A 19,374-nucleotide genomic window follows, 5' to 3' on the forward strand; every position below is an offset into this window, starting at 1 on the left:
ACGAACGGAAGAGAAATCTTTTATCCCTGCCTGATGCAGGCATTAAAAGTTTTTTCTGCAAAAAAAATAAAGCCGGAAAATCCGGCTTGTATTTGGTAGCGGGAGCCGGATTCGAACCGACGACCTTCGGGTTATGAGCCCGACGAGCTACCAGGCTGCTCCATCCCGCATCGAAATCTGTGCAACAGTTGTCTGGTGGTCAACTGTCGTTGTAAGTTGGTAGCGGGAGCCGGATTCGAACCGACGACCTTCGGGTTATGAGCCCGACGAGCTACCAGGCTGCTCCATCCCGCACCGAAATCTGTGCAACAGTTGTCTGGTGGTCAACTGTCGTTGTAACTTGGTAGCGGGAGCCGGATTCGAACCGACGACCTTCGGGTTATGAGCCCGACGAGCTACCAGGCTGCTCCATCCCGCACCGAAATCTGTCCGACAGTTTTCTGGTAATCAACTGTCGTTGTTGTTGGTAGCGGGGGCCGGATTCGAACCGACGACCTTCGGGTTATGAGCCCGACGAGCTACCAGGCTGCTCCACCCCGCATCAACGAGGAGCGCATAGTATGGACGATGATCCCTAAAGTCAATAAAAGATTAAAATGCTGCGGTTAATAACTATACCAAGGGTGAGACAAAGAGCTCCGGAATGCAGAGCTCTCTGTGGGTTTAAAATCTCAGTCCGGGAACAAGGTCAGCCCGCTAATGCGCGGTCCCTGATGAGCGTTTCTACAACAGAAGGATCCGCCAGTGTCGATGTATCTCCCAGACTTTCATACTCGCCTGAGGCAATTTTGCGCAGGATTCGGCGCATAATCTTGCCGGATCGGGTTTTGGGGAGTCCCGGAGCCCACTGGATGATATCCGGTGAGGCTATAGGGCCGATTTCCTTGCGAACCCACTGTCTTAATTCACTCTGTAGCTCTTCTGAATACTCAGACTCGGCTATCAGTGTTACGTAGACGTATATTCCCTGCCCCTTGATATCGTGTGGGAAGCCAACAACAGCAGCTTCGGCAATATCATGATGAGAAACCAGAGCGGACTCAATTTCAGCAGTACCCATACGGTGACCGGAGACATTGAGAACGTCATCAACACGCCCCGTGATCCAGTAATAGCCATCATCATCCCTGCGGGCGCCATCACCCGTGGTGTACATACCCTTAAAGCTGGAGAAGTAGGTTTGAACAAAGCGCTCATGGTCATTAAAGACGGTCCGGGCTTGTCCGGGCCAGCTATCGAGAATAACCAGGTTACCTTCCTGTTCGCCTTCGAGAATACGACCATCGTTATCAACCAGGGCGGGTCTGATACCGAAGAATGGGCGAGTTGCAGAACCGGGTTTCAGATCGGTGGCGCCGGGGAGAGGTGTCAGCATGGCCCCTCCCGTTTCTGTCTGCCACCAGGTATCTACTATGGGGCAGTTTTCATTGCCGATGGTTTTGTAGTACCAGTTCCATGCCTCGGGGTTGATCGGTTCTCCTACGGTGCCCAGAAGTCTGAGACTGGAGCGATGAGTGTCTGCAACAGCCGCATCACCTTCAGCCATTAGCGCCCGTATTGCCGTGGGGGCGGTGTAAAGAATATTAACCTGATGTTTGTCGATGACCTTGCTGACTCTGTTGCAGGCCGGGTAGTTGGGTACACCTTCGTGCATAACCATGGTGGCGCCATTCAGAAGTGGGCCATAGGTGACATAGGTATGGCCTGTAATCCAGCCAATGTCAGCGTTACACCAGAATACTTCACCCTCCCGATAGTCAAAGACATACTGATGGGTCATGGATGCATAAACCAGATAACCGCCAGTGGTGTGAAGAATGCCTTTAGGTTTGCCCGTGGAGCCGGAAGTGTAGAGTATAAACAGTGGGTCTTCCGCGTTCATCGCTTCAGGCGTGCAGTGAGGTGAAGCCATGGTCGTCAGATCCTGCCAGCTCAGATCACGACCATCCTGCCAGTAAACCGTTTCACCGGTGTGTCGCAAAACAATGACCTTTTCAACGCTGGTCACTTCCGGGTTTTCGAGAGCTTGATCAACGTTCTTTTTGAGAGGGACTTTTCGTCCACCCCGAATGCCTTCATCAGCGGTAATAACCAGCCTGGCGTTGGCGTCGATTATTCTCCCCGCCAGGGCTTCGGGTGAAAAGCCACCGAAGATGACTGAGTGAATGGCGCCAATGCGTGAACAGGCCAGCATCGCCACTGTGGCCTCTATGACCATTGGCATGTATATGGCGACAACATCACCTTTGCCAATGCCCTGACTCTTAAGCCCATTGGCTAACCGACAAACTTGTTCGTGAAGCTCCTGGTATGTCACTTTTCTGGGGGCATCGCCTTCTTCATCCGGTTCCCAGATGATGGCAACCTGATCGGCTTTTTTGTTGAGGTGACGATCCAGACAGTTGAAAGAGGCGTTCGTGGTGCCGTCGAAGAACCATTTGATATCGACATTTTCATGATCGAACGACACCTTCCTGATCTGAGTGTATGGAGTGAACCAGTGGATTCTCTTGCCATGCTCTCGCCAAAACTTTTCGGGGCTGACGACTGATTGCTGGTACATCTCAAGATAACGTTTGTTATCTGCCAATGTATTCTCTCGTTGGACCTCAGTTACCGGGTACACACGCACTTCGTTCATAATGAATCCCTGGTTTATTTTAATTGTTCTTGTGATTGTTCTTCTGGCAGTGTATTGATACGGTGTTTGTAGTTTTTAGCATTGTGGTGTCTGAATGTCATCTTAATGCGATACTTCCATAAAGAAATCAGACTTTGTCACCATAATTCTATTCTCATCGCTCACAGCGCCTGTATCCGTCAGGGCTATATTTGACCGTGAGTTGATTAAGCAGGAGGAGGGACAGCAGACGAGCCGTTGTCACCTGCGAAAGGCTGATCAATTTCCAGCTCGTTCATGGCAATCACAGCCTGGGTTCTGCTGCGAACGCCCAGTTTTTTGAAAATAGCTGTGATATGTGCCTTTATCGTGGCTTCTGATACTTCCAGTTCGTAAGCAATTTGTTTGTTCAACAGACCTTCACTAATCATGCCCAGAACTCTGAATTGTTGTGGCGTCAGTGTGGCGAGCTTTTCTTCCAGTTCGGACAGCCGTCCCTGTTCTGGCAGTTCGGGTAGCGATTCTGGCAGCCAGGTATTCCCCTCAAGCACCTGAGACACGGCATTCTTCAGAACATCCAGAGGTGAGGATTTCGGGATAAAACCCTGAGCGCCATGATGCAGTGAGCGATGGATGATCTGGGCATCCTCAGTAGCGGAAACAATAACAACAGGGACCTGCGGATACTGTCCCCTGAGAAAGATCAGACCAGAAAGGCCATGAGCACCCGGCATGTTGAGATCAAGAAGGATCAAGTCAGGCGATGGCACCTGTTCAAGGATATTCTGCAGGGCTGCGATGGACCCGGCTTCATAAATTTCAGGATTTTCCAGCCCCTGACGCAGAGCTGCCTGTAATGCGGCCCTGAACAGAGGGTGGTCGTCTGCAATGATGATCTTGTATTCCATGGACTCAGAGTGCCAATTACCTGGTCAGTGATGGAGGCTGACCGTTGTTATTGTTTTGCAAGCCGACCCTGACATCACGTCCCGGCTGTGTCCTGAACAATGTTTGTATCGGCCGCAGTTGTTTGGATCTTTGGTTTTTGGAACCTGTCGGGATTTTCTCAAGAGTCTTTTCATTGGCATTCAGAAGACTGGATTCTTTATCCTGATCAAATTGCGTACTTCAGGACGACGGGTGAACTTTATAAAAAAATCATTGTCGAAAGTTATATAAGTAATCGTTCTTTGCAGTAGCGATTAAATCGGGGAAGAACAATAACATAGGGGGGGAATCCTGATGCAACTATCTACCTTTACTTGTGGCCTGTTAAATCGTCAAAGCCCGACAACTCAATCCGATCAGGTTGCTGAGGTTAATCGTGCACCTGCAAAAAAGTATTTCAGTGTTCTTGATCCCGATGGCGTACCCGATCCAAAGTCACTCACCAGGCGCACCTGCCGCTCACGTCAGGCTGCTGACCGTTCTCCTGGCAACCGGGAACAGCTCGGCGGCAAGGGTATGTTTTTGCAGCGTATGAAAGAAGCCGGTCTGTCTGTTCCCCCCTTCAAATGTGTTACTGCCCAGGTTATGAATGCTCTGGAACAACACCCTCTGGATAGCCATCGTTTAGCCCGTTATCTCCCCGGGATCGACCCTCAATGGGGCACAGAGACCAGCCTGACGAACATCCGGGATTACCTCAATACCTTGCCGCCTTCAGAGCAAACCAAAAGGAATAACTGGTTGGCGGGTCTGGCAGAATTTATTGTCAGTGATGACTATTACGAACAGGTTAAAGATTCTGACGCGGCCCAACACATCAGGGAGCTGCGCCGACAGTTGGACCGATCCTCCAAATCAAAGCCCGTTATTGTCCGCAGTTCCGGTATCAATGAAGATAACTACGGCGATGCCCAAGCGGGCAAATACCTCTCTAAAGTTCAGAATGAAGACGATGTTTTACTTACTTGTCTTGAGGTTATGGCCTCGGGTTACCGGCCTGAAGTCTGCCCCGAAGGTGTACCGCAACCCATGGCGCTGATTATCCAGGAGTGTATTGACTGCTTGTATGGTGGGGTCGGCACGACTTTTCAATCCTTTCAGGATAAAACCATCAGGTTTGAGTACACGCGCGGTCAACCCAGAGGCGCAGTGGCAGGGCAGTCTGGTAACACACCACACCGCATCGATATTTTTCGCGAGGATCGCAAAAAAGAGGCTGGCCGCTCTCAATACTTTCCCGGGACGATCTCAAGCCACTTTATCCTGGAAAAGCACAATAACGGCTATTCGGAAAAAAGAATTGCTGATGCCGATGTCCAATCAAACGAAGGTGGACAGCGACTCCCTGATAAAATGGTTTCTAAAATCAGAAAGGCGCTGACAAAGCTGGAAAATCTATTGCTCTGCCCCGTGGATGCAGAGTTTGCTATCGACCCTGAGGGTCGCTGTTTCGTGGTGCAGGTGCGCCCTGTTACCGAACTTTCTGGTGATATGGTTTTTGCCATGCCCATACCTGAAGAGGCTCTGGCCATTGGTGAGGGCATCAGCGAAGGCTTCTGCACCGGACCACTCTGGCTGGCCAAACGACAAGCGGCAGACTCTATGCCGAAGGGAGCCATTGTCGTAGCTGACCACGCTGAAGATTGGATGCTTGAGCGCAAATTCCTGGAACGGGCAGGGGGTTTTGTCCTGGCCGAAGCAGGGTTCAATGATCATGTAGCGATCTCCCTGAAACAGGAGAAAGTACCCTTAATGCGGGCCGGTGAACAGTTTGCGGCATTGGCCACTCAGGGTGGCCAACAGGCGACGCTGGCCTGCGCCCGTTTTAACGGTGAGCCCGGAGCCTTTATCGTTGCGGGTGACCTTTCCGGAAAGCTGGCCAGTCACAGAAGCCTGTCTACTGCATTTTCTGATGAACCTTCAGCAGAGGCCGTCCCCTCAAGGGATGATTTGACCCCACCTGAAGGCACATTCCTTCAGGTGGCCAGTGCTTTTCAATGGCTTTCGGATCAAAATGCCCGCCTGCTGGCATTGTTTGCCCCCGGCGGCGGACTGGATTGCCTGGCAAACCCGGTAAAACTGAGCATGTCGCCACAACGATCAGAGCTACTCGCAAAGACTCAGGACAGCGTAATTCGACTGGTTGGTGGGGCTGAAGCACTGCTGGATGGGTATGGGGCTTTCCTCAGTCTGGCGGGTAACGATGATCTATCTCAGCTGAAGCCACAGAAGGAAGAATTCAAGCAACTGATCAACCGGTTCGAAATGCTGAAACGGACCATTCAACCAGTGCTAAAGAGAATCATTCGGCCAATGCAAGCCGCTGAAAAAGGGCAGGCATGCCCGGGAGATTTTCGTCAGTGGTTGGCAGACTGTCATCAGCTGCGATCCTGTCTTCAGGCATTGGAGCCTGACAAGGCCAGACTGGTCCGAAGTGTCCATGAGTTGATTTTTGCTCTGCATCAGCGCTTCGTAGCGGCCCTGGCACCGGTCACTTTGGCGTCGGGTCAGGGCAGGCTATCTATAGAGTGTGTTAGTAAAGGGCCAGGTTCCAGAGGACGCATCACCTATGTTGATTGCACAACTCCGGACATGTCGGGTGAAAGGGCACCATTACTGAGTATGTCCGTCAAGGAATCCATCGAACAATTGGCGCGTGACACGACTGTCATCAGTATGGATGCTGCATTGATCGTTAATCTGATATTAGGGGGAGGGAATCATGTGGGCCTTGTCGAATTACTTGAAAACGCAGAGGGTGGAAAAGGACGAACCTTGCGGCTGAAATTTTCTGACAACTTCGATGCAGCTTTTGATAATGGCAAGTTTCAGCGTGTGTGGTTTCTGGCACAGCTTCTGAAAGCGATCAAACTGGATGAAAATGCTGCTGGCATGAAACTCGCCTGCAACCCCGTGGCGCGACAATTAATTGTCGAATATCCGGGAATGAAAACACGTGAAGATATGCAGGCTGCCTTTAAAAAACTGATGATTGTCCTGGAAGCTATCTTTGGTTTCGATTTAGCCTTTCATAAAGCAGCTATTCTGGAGGAAACTCGTTGGGATTTTAACCTGCTTGCGCAACGCCTTAATCCCGATGTTACAATAGACACTGATGCATTCAATTTTCAACACTGCATTTTCGCAATACCTTATCTGAAGGTTGACCGCCTTACTATTAGTCCCGCTTGCTGCCAGTTATTAAACAACCACCTTCAACAGATTGTTCATTTTGCTGAGCAGTTACATGAGTGTCGGAAATTAGTCGTTCGCGGGGAAAAACCGCAGGACAGTCTGAGGGAGATATTCAGAAGTGATGAGTTGAGTGAGAGCACCCGCAGGCAGCTGATACATCATTTTTTTTTGTTAGAAGCCCATTACTCTATTCCACCGTTTGAGGATTTTTATGACCGTTATAGAGATCAATACTATATTCTCAAACCAACACGCGATTTCAAGCCGACGTTTGCTGTGCCACCGAGTCAGTCTCTTTCGGATATTAAAGAAGAGGTCAGCAAAGCCCTGGTGAAGAATGGGCTGAAAGACGTCAGCCAAAGGATTCGAGGTGATAAAGAACTTGTATTGGAAGCCATTATAACAAGTCCGGAAAAACAGAAGCATTTTAGTGAAGAACTGAAGGAAGATAAAGATGTCGCCATCGCCTTAGTGTCTAATTATGATTTTCAATTGGCATTCCTCCGACCGAAATTCAAGGATGATTATGGTGTTGTCAAGGCTGCTGTCAAAAAAAAATCAAGATCTCTGCAGTTTGCCAGTGAAAGAATCCGAAGCGATAAAGACTTTATTAAAGAGCTGGTTGCTATAGATGTTGAATGTTTAATGGATGTCGGGGAAAGCCTGTTGAGTGATCGCGAGTATATGCTCGACTTAATTGCAGTGGATCCTGGTGCTATCGAATATGCAGCTCTCGAGCTTATATATGATCAGACTTTTATCGATGCAGCAAAGCTAAGAAATCCCAAAGTTATTAGATACATCGGGGGCCGTTTGGAGAATATCAGATTGACTCTGACAACTTGGGTCGATGAAATGCGTTGTGGTATTTCTTAAGGCCGATGGGTGAACTTTATAAAAAAACCGTTGTCGAAAGTTAAGTAATCGATTTATTTAATGGCGGTGTGTTGATGTTAGATACAACTGTTTTAAAAAAAACGGATCCTCAAAGCCCGGCAACTCATTCCAATCAGAATAACGGGGCTAATAGTTCACCCAAAAGACATTTCGGCAATGTTAGTCCCGGAGTTGTTGTCGATCCAGCGCCACTGGCCGAACGCAGTTGCCGTTCACCGGCTGCTGACTGTTCTCCCGGCGACCGGGAGCAACTTGGGGGCAAGGGAATGTTTTTGTGGCGCATGAAGAAAGCCGGTCTGTCTGTTCCAGCGTTTGAGTGTGTTACTGCTCAAGTCATGAATGCCCTTGATCAACAGCCTCTGGATAGCCATTGTTTAGACCGCTATCTCCCTGAGATTGGCTGTGTACTGAAGGCAGAGCCCAGCCTGACGAGCATCAGGCAATGCCTCAATGCCTTGCCGCCGTCAGAGCAAACCAAAAGGAATCACTGGCTGGCGCGTCTGGAACAATTTATTGCCAGTGATGACTATTACCAGCAGGTTAAAGATTCTGAAGCGGCCGAACACATCAGGGAGCTGTGCCGACAGTTGCACCGAACCTCCGAATCAAAGCCCGTTATTGTCCGCAGTTCCGGTATCAATGAAGATAACTACGGCGATGCCCAGGCGGGCAAATACCGCTCAGAAGTTCAGGGAGAAGAGGATATTGTGCGTACCTGCCTCAAGATTATGGCTTCAGCTTACCGGCCTGAAGTCTGTTCCGAAGGCGTACCCTCCCCCATGCCACTGGTCATCCAACAATGCATTGACTGCAAATACGGTGGGGTCGCCATGAGCTTTCAATCCTTTGAGGATGCCACCATCAGGGTTGAGTACACAAAGGGTCAGCCCAAAGGCGTAGTAGCAGGGCAGTCCGGCAACACGCCCCACCGCATCGATATTTATCGCGGGGATAGCAAAGAAGAAACTAAAAGCTTTCAATTCTTTCCCGGGAAGATCTCGAGTCACTTTATCCTGCATAAGGACAATAACGGCTACTCGGAAATCAGAATTGATGATGGCGATAGCCAATCAAACGACGTTGAACAACAACTTACTGATGGCATGATTTCAGACCTGAAGGAGATGGTGACAAAGCTGGAAAAACTGTTGCTCTGCCCCGTGGATGTGGAGTTTGCCGTAGACCATCAGGGCCGCCTGCTCCTGTTGCAGGTGCGCCCTGTCACCCGACTCTCCGGCGGCCTCGACTTTGCCATGCCCATACCCGAAGAGACCCTGGCCATCGGCGAAGGTGTCAGCGAAGGCTACTGCACCGGATCACTCTGGCTGGCTCAAGAATCAGCGGCAGACTCCATGCCAGAGGGAGCCATTGTCGTGGCCCGACACGCTCAAGACTGGATGCTTGAGCCCGGGTTCCTGAAGCGTGCAGGAGGCTTTGTCACGGCCACTGGAGGCTTCAATGATCATGTAGCGATCCTGATGAAACAGCAACGAAAAACCCTGATGCTGGCGGGTGGCGAGTTTGCGACCGTGGTCGCTCAGGTTGGCCAAAAGGCGACGCTGGCCTGTGCCCGTTTTAACGGTAAGCCCGGTGCCTTTATTGTTGTCGGTGACATGACCGGGAAACTGGTGAGTCACCAAAGTCTATCCTCTGCTGTTTCTGATGTGCCGCCAGCAAAGGCCATCCCTTCATGGGATGATTTGTCCCTCCCGGAAGGCGCACTCCGTCAGGTCGCGAGCGGTTTTCAATGGCTCACGGATCAAAATGCCCGCCTGTTGGCATTTTTTGCCTCCGGCGGCGGACTGGATTGTCTGGCAAACCCGGTAAAACTGAGCATGTCGCCGCAAAGATCAAAGCGACTGGCAGAGACCTGTGACAGCGTAAATCTACTGGTTCATGGGGCTGAAGCGCTGCTGGATGGGTACGGTGTATTCTTGCAACTGGCTGGAGAGAGACGTTCACACAGTGTCGTGTCATTGCAGGATGAAGTACCGCAACTGATCAATCGGTTCGAGAAGCTGAAAAAGACCATTCAATCCGGGTTGAAGCGTATCACTCTTCCCATGCAAGCCTCCGAAAAAGGACAGCTATCCCCGGGAATATTTCATCAGTGGGTGGCAGACTGTTATCAGCTACAATCCTGTCTTCAGGCACTCAGTCCTGGTAAGGCTGAGTGGGTCCGGAGTGTCCATGAGCTGATTTTTGCTTTGCATCAGCGCTTCGTAAAGGCGTTGGGACAGGTTACTCTGGACTCGGGTCAGGGCAGGCTATCTAAAATAAATGACATCACCTATGCTGATTGCACGACCTGGGGTGAAGAGGCTCCGCTATTGAGCCCGACCGTTGCATCCATCAATGAGTTAAAGTCTGAAGCGACTGTCGTCAGTATGGATGATGCCTTTATTGTTACCCTGGATCTTGGTGATCATAAGACTGTTATCGAGCTATTCGAGCATGCAGAGGGGGGAAAAGGTCGAACCGTTCGGCTAAAATTCTCTGACAAATTTTATAGCCCTGATGGCAGTGATGCACCTGGGAAGTTAAAACGTATGTGGTTTCTGGCGCGGTTACTGAAAGCAATCGAACTGGATAAAAATGCTGATGCTATGAAGCTAAGCTGCAATGTCGTAGTGGGAGAAATTATTGTCGAATGCGCTCGAATGCCACTGGTTAAAACCAGGCAGGATATTATTTTAGAACTGATGACGACATTAAAGGTCATTAGCAATCTGGATTTATATTTAAATGGAAAAGTCATTTTTGAAAGAGATCAGTGGAACTTTAACTTGCTTGAACAACGCCTTAATGGCGATGTTACGACAGAAACTGATAGATTCGTCTTTCAACAATGCCTCTTCGTACTGGTTCATGGTACACGAAATTACATCACTGAAGATTGCTACCGATTATTAACCAACCCCTACCAACAGTTTATTGATCAAGCTCGCCGCTTGGCAGAGTACGATTGTAAACCAGTGCGCCAGCTTCGGGAAGTTTTAATGAATGACAAGATTGCTGATGACACGCGCAGGAAACTCTTTCATCATCTTTTAACGTATAAGCCCAGCATCGCTAGTCAATTGACTGAGGATGTGTATCCCCATTTGAGAGATAAATACTTTGTTGTCGAACCATCACAAGGTTACGAACTGAGGTTTGCTGTTTCACCGGATCAGCCGCTTTGGCGGCAAAATAGAGAAAAAGTCGAAAAAGCCTTGCTGAAGCATGAGATCAAACATGCCAGTCAAAGGGTGCGAAAAGAATACTGGTTTTTATTTGATTAGTGAATTTGCGAATTCTACCGGTGCAAACCCTGTTGCCAGCCTGTTGTTGTTTTTACTACTGCGTGCCTGAAGCTGGCGGGGGGAACTTTATAAAAACATGATTGTCAAATTAAAGTAATGCCAATCGTGCTTTCTGACGCCCGTGATGAGCATGGAGATTTGAGCCTTAAGGCAAGGCGACGATCGCCAACGCAGGATTAAGGCTCAAATCTTCAGTGCAGCAGGGCGTTAGAAAGTTCGATGGGTATAGCGGCTCGCCATTGAGTCATGGATGAATATTAACCTGAGAGGGATGTCTTTATGTTCACTTTACCACCTGCAAACATTGTCAGATCAGATTCTGAAAGTCTGGCTACTGTCCCCGATCAGAATACCGGGGCTGATAGTTCACACAAAAGGCATTTCGGCGATCTTAAATCCACTGGTGTTCCCGAAGCAACGCCACTATCCAAGCGCAATATCCAGGGTCTGACACCACCTGTTGCCAGTGATGACTATTACGAACAGGTTAAACATTCCAAAGCGTCCCTGGCCATCGGCGAGGGGGGCAGCGAAGGCTTGTGCACCAGGCCAATCTGGTTGGCCAAAGAATGGGAGGCAGAATCTATGCCAGATGGTGCCATGATCTCGGCCCCATACATTGAAGACTGGATGCTTGAGCCTGAGTTCCTGAAACGGGCAGGGGGCTTTGTCCTGGCCAAAGCAGAACTCATCACTGACACTGTAGCGACCCTCATGAAAGAGAAAGGAAAAATTTTGATGCTGGACCCTGACGCTGGTCTGCCCCCGTTTTAATGATGAGTCTGGTGCCTTCGATTCGGGTGCCAGTCAAAGGGTGCGAAATGAATACATAACATGAAAGGGATATCTTGATGTTACCTGCAACTAGATTTGACATTTCAAATTCTCAAAGCTTGGCAACCGTTCCCAATCAGAATACTGAGGTCAACAGTTCAATTGAAAGGCATTTCAGTGATCTTGATCCCAGTGGCGTTCGCGATCCAACGTCGCTTACCAGGCGCACCTGCCGCTCCCCTGCTTCAGATCAGGCTGCTGGCTATTCTCCCTCCAAACGGGAACATCTCGGGGGCAAGGGGATGTTTTTGTTGCGCATGAAAGAAGCCGGTCTGTCTGTTCCGCTCTTCGAATGTGTTACGACTCAAGTCATGCATGCGCTTGAACAACACCCTCTCGAGCGCCATCTTTTAGAGCGCTATTTCCCCGGGTTTGTTTATGAACCGGCGACGGAGACCAGCCTGAAGAAAATCCGGGAATACCTCAATACCCTGTTGCCTTCAGAGCAAACCAAAAGGGATGACTGGCTGGCGGGTCTGGTGCAATTTATTGTCAGTGATGACTATTACCAGCAGGTTAAAGATTCTGAAGCGGCCCAACACATCAAGGGGCTGCGCCGACAGTTGGACCGATCCTCCAAATCGCAGCCCTTTATTGTCCGCAGTTCCGGCATTAATGAAGATAACTACGGCGATGCTCAGGCGGGTAAATACCTCTCGGAAGTTCAGGGAGATGAGGATGTTTTGCGTACCTGCCTCAGGGTTATGGCTTCAGCTTATCGACCTGAAGTCTGTTCCGAAGGCATATCATCCCCCATGGCGCTGGTCATCCAAGAGTGCATTGACTGCCAATACGGCGGGGTCGCCATGAGCTTTCAATCCTTTGAGGATGGTACCGTCAGGGTTGAGTACACAATGGGTCAGCCAAGAGGTGTAGTGGCAGGGCAGTCCGGTAATACGCCCCACCGCATCGATATTTATCGCGGGGATAGCAAAGAAGAAACTTACAGCTTTCGATTCTTTCCCGGGACGATCTCGAGTCGTTACATCCTGCGCAAAAATGATAATGGCTATTCGGAAACAAGAATGGATGATGCCGATGCCCAATCAAACGACGTTGAGCAACAACTCACTGATGACATGGTTGCAGACCTCAGGCAGATGGTGACAGAGCTGGAAAAACTTTTGCTGTGCCCCGTGGATATGGAGTTTGCCATCGATCATCAGGGTCGTCTGTTCCTGTTGCAGGTGCGTCCTGTCACCCGACTCTCTGGCGGCCTGGATTTCGCCATGCCCATACCCGAAGAGACTCTGGCCACTGGCGAGGGCGTCAGCGAAGGCTATTGCACCGGACCACTCTGGCTGGCTGAAGAACCAGCGGCAGGCTCTATGCCAGAGGGAGCCATTGTCGTGGCCCGACACGCTAAAGACTGGATGCTTGAGCCCGGGTTCCTGAAGCGTGCAGGAGGCTTTGTCACGGCCACTGGAGGCTTCAATGATCATGTCGCGATCCTGATGAAACAGCAACGAAAAACCCTGATGCTGGCCGGTGACCAGTTTGAGTCCGTGGCCGCTCAGGTTGGCCAACAGGCGACGCTGGCCTGTGCCCGCTTTAACGGTAAGCCCGGTGCCTTTATTGTTGCCGGTGACATGACCGGGAAACTGTTGAGTCACGGCATTCTATCCTCTGCTGCTTCTGATGAACCTTCAGCAAAAGCCATCCCTTCATGGGATGATTTGTCCCTCTCAGAAGGCGCACTCCGTCAGGTCGCCAGCGGATTTCAATGGCTCACGGATCAAAATGCCCGCCTGTTGGCATTTTTTGCCTCCGGCGGCGGACTGGATTGTCTGGCAAACCCGGTAAAACTGAGCATGTCGCCACAACGATCAAAGCGACTGGCAGAGACCTGTGACAGCATAAATCGACTGGTTTATGGGGCTAAAGCACTGCTGGATGGGTACAAGGCATTCCTGCAACTGGCTGTTGAGAGAAGTTCAGACCGCGTCGAGTCATTGCGGAATGAATTACCGCAACTGAGCAACCGGTTCGAGAGGTTGAAACGGACCATTCAATTCGGGTTAGAGCGTATCACTCTTCCCATGCAAGCTGCCGAAGGAGAGAAGGTATCCCCCGTAACCTTTCGTCAGTGGGTGGCAGACTGTCATCAGCTACAATCCTGTCTTCAAGCACTTAACCTTGGAAAGGCTGAGCAGGTGCGAAGTGTCCATGAGCTGATTTTTGCCCTGCATCAGCGTTTTGTGGAGGCATTGGCACCGGTCACTCTGGCTTCGGGTCAGGGTGAGGTATCTACGGTAGATGACATCATCTTTGTCGATTGCACGACACCGGGTGCAGAGGCACCGCTATTGAGACCATCCGGCAAAGCGTACATAGAAGGTTTAGAGCTTTCAGGAACTGTCGTCAGTATGGATGATGCCTTGATTGTTAACCTGAAGCTTGGAAGTCATATGAGCCTTGTCGAGCTGCTTGAACACACAGAGGGGGGTAAGGGACGAACCTTGCGGCTGAAATTTTCTGACCGGTTTCGGAGCCCTGATGGCAGTGGTGAGCATGGTAAGTTAAAGCGTATGTGGTTTTTAGTGCAGCTACTGAAAGTGATCAACCTGGGTGAAAAGGCTGATAGCATGAAGCTGGGTTGTAACGCCGTGGCGGGTGAAATTATCGTCGAATACTCCGGTATGAAATCACGTAAAGCCATGCAGGATGCCTTTGAAAAACTGATGATTGTGTTAAATGGTATGGCTGAGCTTGATTTTTTCTTCAGGGATAGGCAAACATTTGCAGAAGATCATTGGGACTTTAGCTTGCTAGCGCAAAGCCTTAATCCCGAAGTTATGACAGAAGCCGACAGATTCACTTTTCAATATTGTCTTTTTACAATGTATTATCTGAGGGATTTTTGCCGTATTAATCCCGAATGCTGCCAGTTGTTAAGCAACCACCTTCAACAGTTTGTTTATTATGCTGAGCAGTTGGGGAAGTGTTGCGCGTTGGTCTATTCCGAGAAAAAACCGGAGGACAGTCTGAGGGAAATTTTAATGAGTGTTGAGATTAGTGAGGATATCCGCAGGGAACTCTTGCATCATTTTTTATTATCAGAACGCCATTACTCTATAGGACTGATTGAGTATTTTTATCCTGATTTGAGAGGTCAATACTTTATTATCAAACCATCACGCGATTACACGCTGACCTTTGATGTTCCACCGTCTCAGTCGCTGTTGGATATCAAAGGAACGCTGAAGGAAGCCTTGGTGAAGGGTGGGCTGGAATATGTCAGCCAAGGGATTCGAAGTGATAAAGAGCTTGTATTAGAAGCCCTGGCTGGGCATCCATCGGACGTGAAATATGCAGGTAAGGAGCTGAGGGGTGATAAACAAGTTGCCATAGCCGCAGTCACCCGGAGAGGCTGTCTCCTGTTTGACGTCAACTCGAAACTTCAGGATGATGATGACGTTATCAAAGCCGCTATCAAACAGAATCCAGGTGCTCTGGAGTTTGCCAGTGAAAGAATCCGAAGGGATAAAAGCATTATTAATAGTGTGATTAAACATGGCGTTTTTTACTTGCAAGATGCCAGTGAAACTTTGTTAAATGATCGCGAGTATATGCTTGACTTAATTGCAGAGTATCCTGAAGCATTCCAATATGTGGCTTCCGGGCTTAAAAGTGACCAGAATTTTATCGATTCAGTAATCCTTAGAAACCCCAAGGTTGATAAATACGTCAGGTATTTTTTAAATAATGTCTGATCTGTCCCGACAGCACTGACCAGTGCAAGCTGCGTTGCTAACTTATTGGTCGTAAGATCATAAAAAACTCCGGGGTCAGCTAATAAACAACAGAAAACATTAACATAAGAGAGATGTCATAATGTTAAATGCTGATTTTGGTACATCAAAGCCTCCAATCCTGAGAAAGATTCCCAATCAGAATAACCGAGCTGATAGTTCACCCGAAAAGTATTTCAGTGACCCTCAGTCCTTTGGCATTCGATCCATTCAAACTCCTTTATCCCGGCGTCTCTGTGGTTTGTCTGTTTCAGATCAGGCTGACACACTCCGCGAACAACTTGGAGGCAAGGGGATGTTTTTGTGGCGCATGAGCAAAACCGGTTTATCTGTTCCGCCATTCCAATGTGTGACAACTGGGGTCATGGCTGCTCTTGCACGTTATTCTCTGGATACCCGTCGTTTATCCCACTATCTTCCCGGGATTGACCACGGACAGCAGGCACAGACCAGCCTGACGAAGATCAGGGAATACCTCAATGCCTTGCCACCTTCGGAGCAAACCAAAAGAGATGAATGGTTGGCGGGTCTGGCAGAATTTATTGCCAGTGATGACTGTTACGAACAGGTTAAAAATTCTGAAGCAGCTCAAAAAATCAGGGATCTGCGTCGTCAGCTGGATGGAACCTGCACATCACAGCCGGTTATTGTCCGCAGTTCCGGCATTAATGAAGATAACTTCGGCGATGCCCAGGCGGGCAAATACCTCTCGGACGTTCAGGGAGATGAGGATGTTTTGCGTACCTGCCTCAGGGTTATGGCTTCAGCTTACCGACCTGAAGTCTGTTCCGAAGGCATACCCTCCCCCATGGCACTGGTCATCCAACAGTGCATTGACTGCCAATACGGCGGGGTTGCCATGAGCTTTCAATCCTTTAACGATGGTACCGTCAGGGTTGAGTACACAATGGGGCAGCCCAGAGGCGTAGTGGCAGGGCAGTCTGGTAACAGGCCCCACCGCATCGATATTTATCGCGGGGATAGCAAAGAAGAAACTGACCGCTTTCAATTCTTTCCCGGGACGATCTCGAGTCACTTTATCCTGCAAAAGAACAATAACGGCTATTCAGAAACAAGAATTGATGATGCCGATGCCCAATCAAACGACGTTGAGCAACAACTCACTGATGACATGGTTTCAGACCTCAGGCAGATGGTGACAGAGCTGGAAAAACTTTTGCTCTGCCCCGTGGATGTGGAGTTTGCCATAGACCATCAAGGTCGCCTGTTTCTGTTGCAGGTGCGTCCTGTCACCCGACTCTCTGGCGGCCTGGATTTCGCCATGCCCATACCCGAAGAGACCCTGGCCATCGGCGAGGGTGTCAGCGAAGGCTATTGCACCGGACCGCTCTGGCTGGCTGAAGAGGCAGCGGCAGACTCTATGCCAGACGGAGCCATAGTGGTGGCCCGACACGCTGAAGACTGGATGCTTGAGCCCGGGTTCCTGAAGCGGGCAGGAGGCTTTGTCACTGCCACAGGAGGGTTCAATGATCATGTAGCGATCGCCATGAAACAGAAACGAAAAGCCCTGATGCTGGCCGCTAGTCAGTTCGCGGCAGTGGCCGCTAAGCCTGGCCAACAGGTGACGCTGGCCTGTGCCCACTTTAACGGAAAGTCCGGAGCCTTTATTGTTGCCGGTGACATTACCGGGGAACTGGTGAGTCATGGAAGCCTGTCTGATCTGCCGCCAGTAAAAGCCGTCCCGTCACGGGATGATTTGTCCCCCTCAGACGACACATTCCATACGGTCGCCAGCGGTTTTCAATGGCTCACGGATCAAAATGCCCGGCTGTTGGCATTTTTTGCCACCGGCGGCGGGCTGGACTGTCTGGCAAATCCGGTAAAACTGAGTATGTCGCCACAACGATCAAAGCGACTGGCAGAGACCTTGGACAGCGTAAATCGACTGGTTCATGGGGCTCAGGCGCTGCTGGATGGGTACGAGGCATTCCTGCAACTGGCTGTTAAGCAAAGTTCTGACAGAGTCGAGTCATTGCGGCAAGAGTTACCGCAGCTGAGCAACCGGTTCGAGATGCTGAAACAGACCATTGAATCCGGGTTAGAGCGTATCACTCCTCTCATGCAAGCCGCTGAAAAAGAGAAGGTATCCCCGGTAAGCTTTCGTCAGTGGCTGGCAGACTGTCATCAGCTACAATCCTGTCTTCAAGCACTCAACCCGAAAAGCGCTGAGCAGGTGAGAAGTGTTCATGGGCTGATTTTTGCCTTGCATCAGCGTTTTGTGGAGGCACTGGCACCGGTCACTCTGGCTTCGGATCAGGGTGAGGTATCTACGGCAAATGGCATCACTTATGTTGATTGCACGACACCGGGCGCAAAGACGCCGTTATTGAGACCGTCCGACAAAGTATCCATTGAAGAATCAGGGCTCTTGGGGACTGTCATCAGTATGGATACTGCCTTGATTGTTAACCTGAAGCTTGGCAGTCATATGAGCCTTGTCGAGCTGCTTGAAAACGCAGAGGGAGGTAAAGGACGAACCTTGAGGCTGAAATTTTCTGACCAGTTTCGGAGCCCTGATGGCAGTGATGAACACGGTAAGTTAAAACGTATGTGGTTTTTAGTGCAGCTACTGAAAACGATCAAGCTGGGTAAGGAGGCTGTTAGCATGAAGCTGGGTTGTAACGCCGTGGCGGGTGAAATTATCGTCGAATACTCCGGCATAACATCATGCAAAGCCATGCAGGATGCCTTTGAAAAACTGATGATTGTGTTAAGTGATATGTCTGAGCTTGATATTTTCTTTACTGACAGAAAGACATTTGCAGAAAATCATTGGGATTTTAACTTGCTTGCACAACGCCTTAATTCCGATGCTATGACAGAAACCGATAGATTCACCTTTCAATATTGTCTTTTCACAATGTATTATCTGCGTTTATGCCGTCTTGTTCCCGAATGCTGCCAGTTACTAAGCAACCACCTTCAACAGTTTGTTTATTATGCTGAGCAGTTAGGGGAGTGTCTGGCGTTAGTAAATTCCAAGAAAAAACCGGAGGATAGTCTAAGGGAAATTTTAATGAGTGTTGAGATTAGTGAGGATATCCGCAGGGAGCTCTTACATCATTTTTTATTGTCAAATCGCCATTACTCTATAGGACTGATTGAGTACTTTTATCCGCATTTGAGAGATCAATACTTTATTATCAAACCATCACGGGATTACACGCTGACATTTGATGTTCCACCGTCTCAGTCGCTTTCGGATATCAAAGGAACGGTGAAGAAAGCCCTGGTGAAAGATGGACTGGAATATGTCAGTCAACGGATTCGAAGTGATAAAGAGCTTGTATTAGAAGCTGTTACAGGGCATCCATCTAACCTGAAATATGCAAGTCAGGAACTGAGGAATGATAAACAGGTTGTCATAGCCGCAGTTACTCAGAGAGGCTGTTGTCTGATCGACGCCAGCTCGAAACTTCAGGATGATGATGACGTTGTCAAGGCCGCTATCAAACAGAGTCCAGATGCTCTGGAGTATGCCAGTGAAAGAATTCGAAGAGATAAAAGCATTATTAGTAGTGTAATTAAACAAGGCGTTTGTCACTTGCGATATGTCAGTAAAACCTTGTTAAATGATCGCGAGTATATGCTTGACTTAATTGCAGAGTATCCTGGAGCTTTCAAACATGCGGCTTACAGGCTTAAAAATGATCAGGTTTTTATCGATTCAGCAAGGCTTGGAAACCCCGAAGTTGATAAATACGTCAGGTATTTTTTAGCCTGAATTATGAACTTTATAAAAATATTATTGTCAAATGTAAAGGTAATGACCAGTCGTTGATTCATGGATGATTATTAACGT

Annotated in this window: 7 protein-coding genes and 4 tRNA genes; 5 read left to right on the forward strand and 6 right to left on the reverse strand. The window is 49.3% G+C overall.

Annotation, left to right across the window (positions count from 1 at the left end):
• Window positions 1–93: 93 nt before the first annotated feature.
• From ACO6VG_RS17165 to ACO6VG_RS17190, 6 genes are all read right to left on the reverse strand, one after another.
• A tRNA-Met gene (locus tag ACO6VG_RS17165) sits at window positions 94–170 on the reverse strand.
• Window positions 171–217: 47 nt separating this feature from the next.
• Window positions 218–294 (reverse strand) — tRNA-Met (locus ACO6VG_RS17170).
• A gap of 47 nt (window positions 295–341) precedes the next feature.
• Window positions 342–418: transfer RNA gene (locus ACO6VG_RS17175), tRNA-Met, on the reverse strand.
• Window positions 419–464: 46 nt separating this feature from the next.
• Window positions 465–541, reverse strand: a tRNA-Met gene (locus ACO6VG_RS17180).
• 147 nt (window positions 542–688) lie between these two features.
• Window positions 689–2,641: an acetate--CoA ligase gene (gene acs / locus ACO6VG_RS17185; RefSeq protein ID WP_422474842.1), complete on the reverse strand. Its 1,953-nt coding sequence runs from the start codon at window positions 2,639–2,641 to the stop codon at window positions 689–691.
• Window positions 2,642–2,847: 206 nt separating this feature from the next.
• On the reverse strand, window positions 2,848–3,528 hold the full coding sequence (locus ACO6VG_RS17190; RefSeq protein ID WP_422133432.1) for a response regulator transcription factor: 681 nt from the start codon (window positions 3,526–3,528) through the stop codon (window positions 2,848–2,850).
• A 334-nt stretch (window positions 3,529–3,862) separates the two neighbouring features.
• On the opposite strand from ACO6VG_RS17190, the gene ACO6VG_RS17195 reads away from it, so the two are divergent.
• The 5 genes from ACO6VG_RS17195 (at window position 3,863) to ACO6VG_RS17215 (ending at window position 19,296) form a co-directional block, all read left to right on the forward strand.
• On the forward strand, window positions 3,863–7,639 hold the full coding sequence (locus tag ACO6VG_RS17195; protein ID WP_422474845.1) for a PEP/pyruvate-binding domain-containing protein: 3,777 nt from the start codon (window positions 3,863–3,865) through the stop codon (window positions 7,637–7,639).
• A gap of 74 nt (window positions 7,640–7,713) precedes the next feature.
• Window positions 7,714–10,944, forward strand: coding sequence for a PEP/pyruvate-binding domain-containing protein (locus tag ACO6VG_RS17200; RefSeq protein ID WP_422474847.1), 3,231 nt, complete (start codon window positions 7,714–7,716; stop codon window positions 10,942–10,944).
• 300 nt (window positions 10,945–11,244) lie between these two features.
• Window positions 11,245–11,739 carry a hypothetical protein gene (locus tag ACO6VG_RS17205; protein WP_422474849.1) on the forward strand — a complete coding sequence of 165 codons (495 nt, stop codon included), beginning with the start codon at window positions 11,245–11,247 and terminating at the stop codon, window positions 11,737–11,739.
• Between the two features lie 77 nt (window positions 11,740–11,816).
• Entirely contained in the window at window positions 11,817–15,512 is a 3,696-nt protein-coding gene (locus ACO6VG_RS17210; protein ID WP_422474851.1) for a PEP/pyruvate-binding domain-containing protein, read from the forward strand.
• Between the two features lie 121 nt (window positions 15,513–15,633).
• Window positions 15,634–19,296, forward strand: coding sequence for a DUF4116 domain-containing protein (locus ACO6VG_RS17215; protein WP_422474853.1), 3,663 nt, complete (start codon window positions 15,634–15,636; stop codon window positions 19,294–19,296).
• Window positions 19,297–19,374 lie beyond the last annotated feature (78 nt).

The sequence above is a fragment of the Endozoicomonas sp. ALB032 genome, assembly GCF_049310125.1.
In the GTDB taxonomy this organism is placed as follows: Bacteria; Pseudomonadota; Gammaproteobacteria; order Pseudomonadales; family Endozoicomonadaceae; genus Endozoicomonas_A.

What these genes read in the sequence shown, in the direction of transcription:
- acs (WP_422474842.1), bottom strand. Translation starts at nt 2,641, where the DNA reads ATGAACGAAGTGCGTGTGTACCCGGTAACTGAGGTCCAACGAGAGAAT.
- ACO6VG_RS17190 (WP_422133432.1), bottom strand. Translation starts at nt 3,528, where the DNA reads ATGGAATACAAGATCATCATTGCAGACGACCACCCTCTGTTCAGGGCC.
- ACO6VG_RS17195 (WP_422474845.1), top strand. Translation starts at nt 3,863, where the DNA reads ATGCAACTATCTACCTTTACTTGTGGCCTGTTAAATCGTCAAAGCCCG.
- ACO6VG_RS17200 (WP_422474847.1), top strand. Translation starts at nt 7,714, where the DNA reads ATGTTAGATACAACTGTTTTAAAAAAAACGGATCCTCAAAGCCCGGCA.
- ACO6VG_RS17205 (WP_422474849.1), top strand. Translation starts at nt 11,245, where the DNA reads ATGTTCACTTTACCACCTGCAAACATTGTCAGATCAGATTCTGAAAGT.
- ACO6VG_RS17210 (WP_422474851.1), top strand. Translation starts at nt 11,817, where the DNA reads ATGTTACCTGCAACTAGATTTGACATTTCAAATTCTCAAAGCTTGGCA.
- ACO6VG_RS17215 (WP_422474853.1), top strand. Translation starts at nt 15,634, where the DNA reads ATGTTAAATGCTGATTTTGGTACATCAAAGCCTCCAATCCTGAGAAAG.